Below are 5763 nucleotides of genomic sequence, written 5' to 3'. Positions count from 1 at the left end.
CGGTGACGAAGCCGGCATTAGCGCAGTAGCAAACACCATCCCTCTTGGTCGCTTAGCGCTACCGCAAGATATTGGCGACGCCTGTGTATTCCTTGCCAGTGATTTAGCCAGCTATATTAGTGGCTCAACCCTCACTGTCCATGGTGGCGGCGAAAAACCCGCTTTTTTATCAGCCGCAAATACCGAATAATTAAGCCCCCCGCCATTGCTCTATCCTTGGCGACCCTCGTCCATAATGGCACTGCCGCTACTTACACAAATTATTGCGGTAAGTAGCTATACCGCCCTCGGTTAGCTCTAATAATTATTCCGCGTCAAATCCATTAGATTAAAACCAAGAGTGAAATAAAACTGCATTTCGCTCTTCTGGTGTAACTTTCTGGCATCAATATGCGACCGCGAGGCGCTAGGCCATGACCCCAAATCAAATCAGCTGTATTCAGCGTAGTTTTCAAACGGTAGCGGCTATTAGCAGACCATTTTCACGTTGTTTTTATCTTCGCTTATTTCAATTAGCGCCGGACTTAAAACCGCACTTTAATAGCCAGGCAGACTACAAGGGGCGAAAACTTATCGCCCTGCTCGGCACTGCGGTTCACTCGCTAAACAACCTCGACGGTTTACGCGTCGTAGCCACCAGTCTAGGCCGACGCTATATCGAGCGAGGTCTGAACGAGCAGCACTTTGCCCACATTAGCCAAGCCCTGCTTGAAACCTTGGAAATGGCCTTGGGCGATGAATTCACCGGCGATGACGCAGCCGCCTGGGCAGCATTAAGCAGCATGTTGATTGAAACTATCCGAGATTCCACTTCACAAAACAAATTGGATCACTGCCCCTGGGGTAAAGAGATACCTATGGCGCTGGCGGTTACGCATTAAGCATAGCCACCGAGGAAAAACGCGCTTAATATTGTGGCGAACTGCCTAGCTCACTCTCACAATTTTCAAGGTGTTGGTGTGGCCATCGACGCCGACTTCGTCACCCGTCGTCCCCAGAATTAAATCACCACTTTCGACATAGCCCCGGGCCTGAATTTTCTCGACGCAAGCGCTGATCTCAATTCCTTCAATCGGACTCGCAACCGCATATACACCACGATATAGGCTTACCCGATTACAGGTTGCGGGGTTTCTGCTGAAGGCAAATATCGGAATTCCCGACGTTAAGCGCGACATCAGCAAAACCGTGCGCCCGGTTTCAGTCATCGACACAATCGCTTTTACACCGACCTGGTGGTTTGCCGCATAGACCGCACTCATCGCCAGCGTTTCTTCCACTGATTCAAAAGTACGCTCGATTCGGTAGCTGGACTTCCGTGCTGAGGGATACAGCTCTGCACCCTCGCAATTACGCGCCATTGCTTTAACGGTCTCTACCGGATACATACCTGAGGCCGTTTCCGCAGACAGCATTACCGCATCGGTACCGTCAAGGACCGCGTTAGCCACATCAAACACTTCAGCACGGGTTGGCACTGGGCAGTTAATCATCGACTCCATCATCTGTGTCGCGGTAATCACCGGGCGATTAAGTACACGAGCGCGTTTAATAATGTGCTTTTGTAAGCCAATTAAACTGGCATCACCTATTTCCACACCCAAATCACCCCTGGCCACCATCACCCCGTCGCAGGCGCGAATCAAATCATCAAGATGCTCATCATTGGCCACAGCTTCAGCGCGCTCAATCTTGCCGATAATATGGGCAAAGCAACCAGCCGCCTCGAGTTTTTTGCGGGCATCGATAATGTCCGCAGCGCTGCTGGGGAAAGACACCGCGATAAAATCCAAGCCAATATTGGCGGCAAGCTTAATATCTTCCATGTCTTTATCCGTCAGCGCCGGCGCCGACAAACCACCACCCAAGCGGTTAATCCCTTTTCGGGAATGCAGCTTGCCAATACTTTCGGATCGACAATACACCTTTTCGCCAACGACCCGATCGACAAGTAGACGCAGGCGGCCGTCATCCAGCAGGAGCGTATCGCCAGCCGCCACAGAGCGCGCCAAGGGCTCATAATCGACCCCTAAGTGAAACTCACTGCCCTCGCCGTCCACCAGCTCGGTGTCCAGTATCAGCTCCGTGCCTTTTTTCAGCTCCACGGGGTCCTGCGCCAATTTACGCAAGCGAATCTTAGGGCCTTGCAGGTCACCTAATATAGCCACAAAACATTTGGCCTCAGCCGCCAGTTCGCGAATGAGTACCGCCCGCGCGCTATGCTCTTCAGCGTTACCGTGGGAAAAATTCAACCGAAATACATTTACCCCGGCGCCAATCATCTCGGCAAGTATTTCACGAGAATCACAAGCGGGTCCGACCGTGGCCACAATTTTAGTACGACGCATGAATACCGCTATCCTTTAAATAAATAGTAAATTAATGCGCTATGTTACACCCCTGACAGCAGCACAGCGACACATCACCTTAGGAGTTTTTATCGATATAGCAGTTACACGTCTTTAAGGCATAAAAAAACCCGGCATAGCCGGGCCTAAAATCGACGACCGTTCGTATTAAACGAAGAAATCACCGTTTTCCATGCCTAGACCAACGCCCCCTAAATTTCGGGCGAAACTGGTCGGATTGTTCGCAACATGGGCTCTTGCGGTGTGAATATCCAAGAAGCGCTGCTGAATTTCACTTCCCAAAAACACCGACTGGCCACCAGCCACTTCAAACAAAGAGTCAACAATCCCAATACTTTTACTAATAACCAAAGAGGCGTGATAGCGGTAGCGCACCCGGTCTTCCACTGGCACTGGCTGCCCTGCTTCCACCAAGGCCATCATTGCATCAAAATTGCGGAACAACAGCGCTTCCATCTCGTCAATGCCGTTTAATGCCGCAGCAATTCTCTCCTGCACCTGGGTGTCACCCGCTAACTTAGTCGGGTCGCCACTGGCCTTATTAAGTACCGCGTGCTTATACAGCTCAACCGCGGCCTTACAGGCACCAATCGCAGGGGTACATACCACGCGAATAAAGGTCTGTGCCCAGGGCAATTGGTAAAGCGGCGCAGTATTAACAGCCTGGCCAGGATTAGTACAAGCGAAGCCATCACTTTGCTTGTGGGTCATATAGTCCGGGACAAAGGCGTCTTTTACTTCAACATCATTACTGCCCGTGCCCTCTAAGCCCATCGACTGCCAAGTATCAATAATTTGGTAATCGCCCTTAGGCACAAGGAAAGTGCGGTAGCCGTCACCGGGCACGATCGCCCCCAATAACGCCCACGTGCAGTGGTCGCTGCCGCTAGACCAGCCCCAGCGACCGCTAAGTTTAAAGCCGCCATCGACAACGGTAACCTTACCCATTGGCGCATAAGAAGACGATACGCGAGTATGAATACTGTCGCCCCAAACCGCCTGCTGCGCACGATCGTCCATTACCGCGATCTGAAATGCGTGAACAGCAACAATACCGCTGGCCCAGGCAGTAGACATACAGCCCTCAGCCAAGGCAATTTGCATACGGAAAAAATCTTGAGGACTCAGTTCCAAGCCGCCATAGCGTTTTGGCTGTAAGGCGAGAAAAAAACCAATATCTTGTAATTCGTCAATTGAGACCTGCGGTACTTTTCGCAGAGTTTTGGTTTCCGCCGCACGCTCGCGCAAGCGCGGCTGCATAGCAGTTATTGCAGCCATCATTTCGGCAACGACTGAGCTCTTGGCACCATCTTTAACTTGCGCTTCGCTCATACTGTTTCTCCTATCATTAACTTCAATTGCACCACGAGGTGCTGAATTTGCTACGCCTTAATAACAATGGACTCAGGCGTCTGGCATATTAAATTTGTGACCCCACAAACTCGGCAAGCTCGTGACGGTCGGGGTAAAACCCTCCCAGTTCATTTGCAGGCCATCTGTGCCGAATTCCATAGCAAAGCCGCTTGGCGTGGCCATGTAAAAAGACAGCATATTGTCATTGGTGTGCCGACCTAAGCTGGAAATAATCGGGATTCCCGCCGCTTGTACGCGATCCAGACAATAACCGACCTCGTCAACCTCGGTGACTTCTACCATCAAGTGCACACAGCCAACGGGATTTGCCGGCTCTTCATACAATGCCAAGCTATGGTGACGTGGATTATTAACGTGCATAAAATTCAAGCCCTGCCCCGGATCATTGGGCTCAGGAGAAAAATGGAAATGCATGTAATCGCTGTCGCCAAAGCCTAGAACGTCGGTGTAAAAAGCGTGAGTCTCGGCCAGTTTTGACGCGGGCAGAACAGCGTGACCAAAGCCCATATCGCCGTTAAATCCAGTTTCAAAACCAGAGATCCCCAGCGGCGAAATAAACTTGCCGTAATCCAGCTCACCGCCCCAATACAGCTCAAGCTCATTACCAGAGGGGTCTTGCAAGCGAATTAAACCACGCACTCGACGCGACTTGGCATCGGCAGCAGACCCTTCTGTAAATTCAATACCCGCCGCCTGCAGCTCATCTTTCGCTTGCTTAAAGCCGGCTTCGCCGGCCAATTCCCAACCACAATAACGAAGGCGGTTCTGCTCCGCTTTCACTATTGCAAAGCGAAAAGGCCGCTGATCCATTTTAAGGTAGACGCTACCATCGTCACTCGGCACGTTCATCAAGCCCAGTATATTCGTGCCGTAATCCTGCCAATCAGCAGGATTAGTCGACTCAATAACAACATAACCTAAACTGCGAACATCCATTTTTTATTCCTTTATTATCACCAGCTGGCCAGCCTTAGAAATCACTTATCACGCAAACTATAATCTACAACGTATTCACGGCGCTCGGAAAAAACCGCTGGGACATCTGCGACGTCAACGTAAAACTGCTGATACCACTGACGCAGACGATTAATTGGACCGTCACCATCGCACAACACAGGATTATCTACCCGTGTTTTGGTGTGCCATACATGAACGTCTTGGAAAAACGCCATGCGGTTTTGCTCAGTATATTGGCGAGCCATTTCATTGTTTTGCTCATCAGTCATACCGGCAATTTTCTTTACGGCAACACCAAAGCGTAAATCAAAGCTATTGAGGTCGATCGGCACATGGGTCACCAATAAACGCGAGGCAATCTCCACACCCTCTACCTGCCCAGTCATATAGGTATTCATATAGGCGGGACCAAAATAAGTCGCCTCTGACCTTAATTCACCATCTTTAGATAACAACTCCGAACCGCCAACCAACTGCTGACAATAAGTGTGTTTGTGGACAATATTTTTAAATTCTTTAATTGGCGCGCCATGTATCGGGCCAAAGTGTGCCACGTCGGCCATATTATCAACCAGCTCACGGGAGTTGGTATTGATGGTCATCAAGTCCATCTGCCATATTGTCCACTCATCACTGAACACGTCATCGATGCGGGGTGGCCGCTGCTCTTCGATTGGCGGATTACCCTCTGGATCAAACCATACGAACAGTAGATGATTTTCTTCTAGGGTAGGATAAGAACGAATCACCGCTTTAGGCGGTATGCGCTTGGCATAGGGAATATCGTCACACACACCGTCAGCGCCCCAGCGCCAAGCGTGGAATGGGCAGCGAAGCGAGTTGCCTTCAACACAGCCTTCACTTAAATCAGCGCCCATATGTGGGCAGTAACCATCAAGCACATTCATTTGGCCGTCTTCGCCGCGATAACCAACTAAGCGGGTGCCAAAATAATTGAGTTTCACTGGCGTGCTGGTATATTCACTCGCCAGACCGAGGCAATACCAACCCCGCGCATAGCGATCAGGTAATTCCGCCGCTTCAATTATATGCGGCTGACGCG

The 5763-nt window shown here is 50.6% G+C and carries 6 protein-coding genes; 2 read left to right on the top strand and 4 right to left on the bottom strand.

Annotated features, from left to right (window positions below; genetic code table 11):
* Both ABYT30_RS14490 and ABYT30_RS14485 read left to right on the top strand, forming a co-directional pair.
* A partial coding sequence (locus ABYT30_RS14490; protein ID WP_373097238.1) for an SDR family oxidoreductase occupies positions 1–190 on the top strand: 190 nt, incomplete at its 5' end.
* A gap of 223 nt (positions 191–413) precedes the next feature.
* Positions 414–881: a globin domain-containing protein gene (locus ABYT30_RS14485; protein ID WP_373097235.1), complete on the top strand. Its 468-nt coding sequence runs from the start codon at positions 414–416 to the stop codon at positions 879–881.
* 45 nt (positions 882–926) lie between these two features.
* Here ABYT30_RS14485 and pyk read toward each other — a convergent pair whose 3' ends face one another.
* From pyk to ABYT30_RS14465, 4 genes are all read right to left on the bottom strand, one after another.
* On the bottom strand, positions 927–2348 hold the full coding sequence (gene pyk / locus ABYT30_RS14480; RefSeq protein ID WP_373080653.1) for a pyruvate kinase: 1422 nt from the start codon (positions 2346–2348) through the stop codon (positions 927–929).
* 168 nt (positions 2349–2516) lie between these two features.
* Complete coding sequence (locus tag ABYT30_RS14475; RefSeq protein WP_373080654.1) at positions 2517–3701, bottom strand: flavin-dependent monooxygenase; 1185 nt, start codon at positions 3699–3701, stop codon at positions 2517–2519.
* Between the two features lie 72 nt (positions 3702–3773).
* The gene (locus tag ABYT30_RS14470; protein WP_373080655.1) at positions 3774–4679 is read right to left on the bottom strand and encodes a VOC family protein; all 906 of its coding nucleotides are present in this window, start codon (positions 4677–4679) and stop codon (positions 3774–3776) included.
* A 41-nt stretch (positions 4680–4720) separates the two neighbouring features.
* A partial coding sequence (locus tag ABYT30_RS14465) for a Rieske 2Fe-2S domain-containing protein (RefSeq protein WP_373097232.1) occupies positions 4721–5763 on the bottom strand: 1043 nt, incomplete at its 5' end.

The sequence above is a fragment of the Zhongshania sp. genome (assembly GCF_041623545.1).
Classification (GTDB): Bacteria; Pseudomonadota; Gammaproteobacteria; order Pseudomonadales; family Spongiibacteraceae; genus Spongiibacter.
The sequence above is the reverse complement of the archived record's forward strand: the minus strand, read 5'-3'. Positions and strand labels throughout refer to the sequence as shown.

Excerpts from the sequence above, each read along its gene's own strand:
- ABYT30_RS14485 (WP_373097235.1), top strand. The coding sequence starts at position 414 with ATGACCCCAAATCAAATCAGCTGTATTCAGCGTAGTTTTCAAACGGTA.
- pyk (WP_373080653.1), bottom strand. The coding sequence starts at position 2,348 with ATGCGTCGTACTAAAATTGTGGCCACGGTCGGACCCGCTTGTGATTCT.
- ABYT30_RS14475 (WP_373080654.1), bottom strand. The coding sequence starts at position 3,701 with ATGAGCGAAGCGCAAGTTAAAGATGGTGCCAAGAGCTCAGTCGTTGCC.
- ABYT30_RS14470 (WP_373080655.1), bottom strand. The coding sequence starts at position 4,679 with ATGGATGTTCGCAGTTTAGGTTATGTTGTTATTGAGTCGACTAATCCT.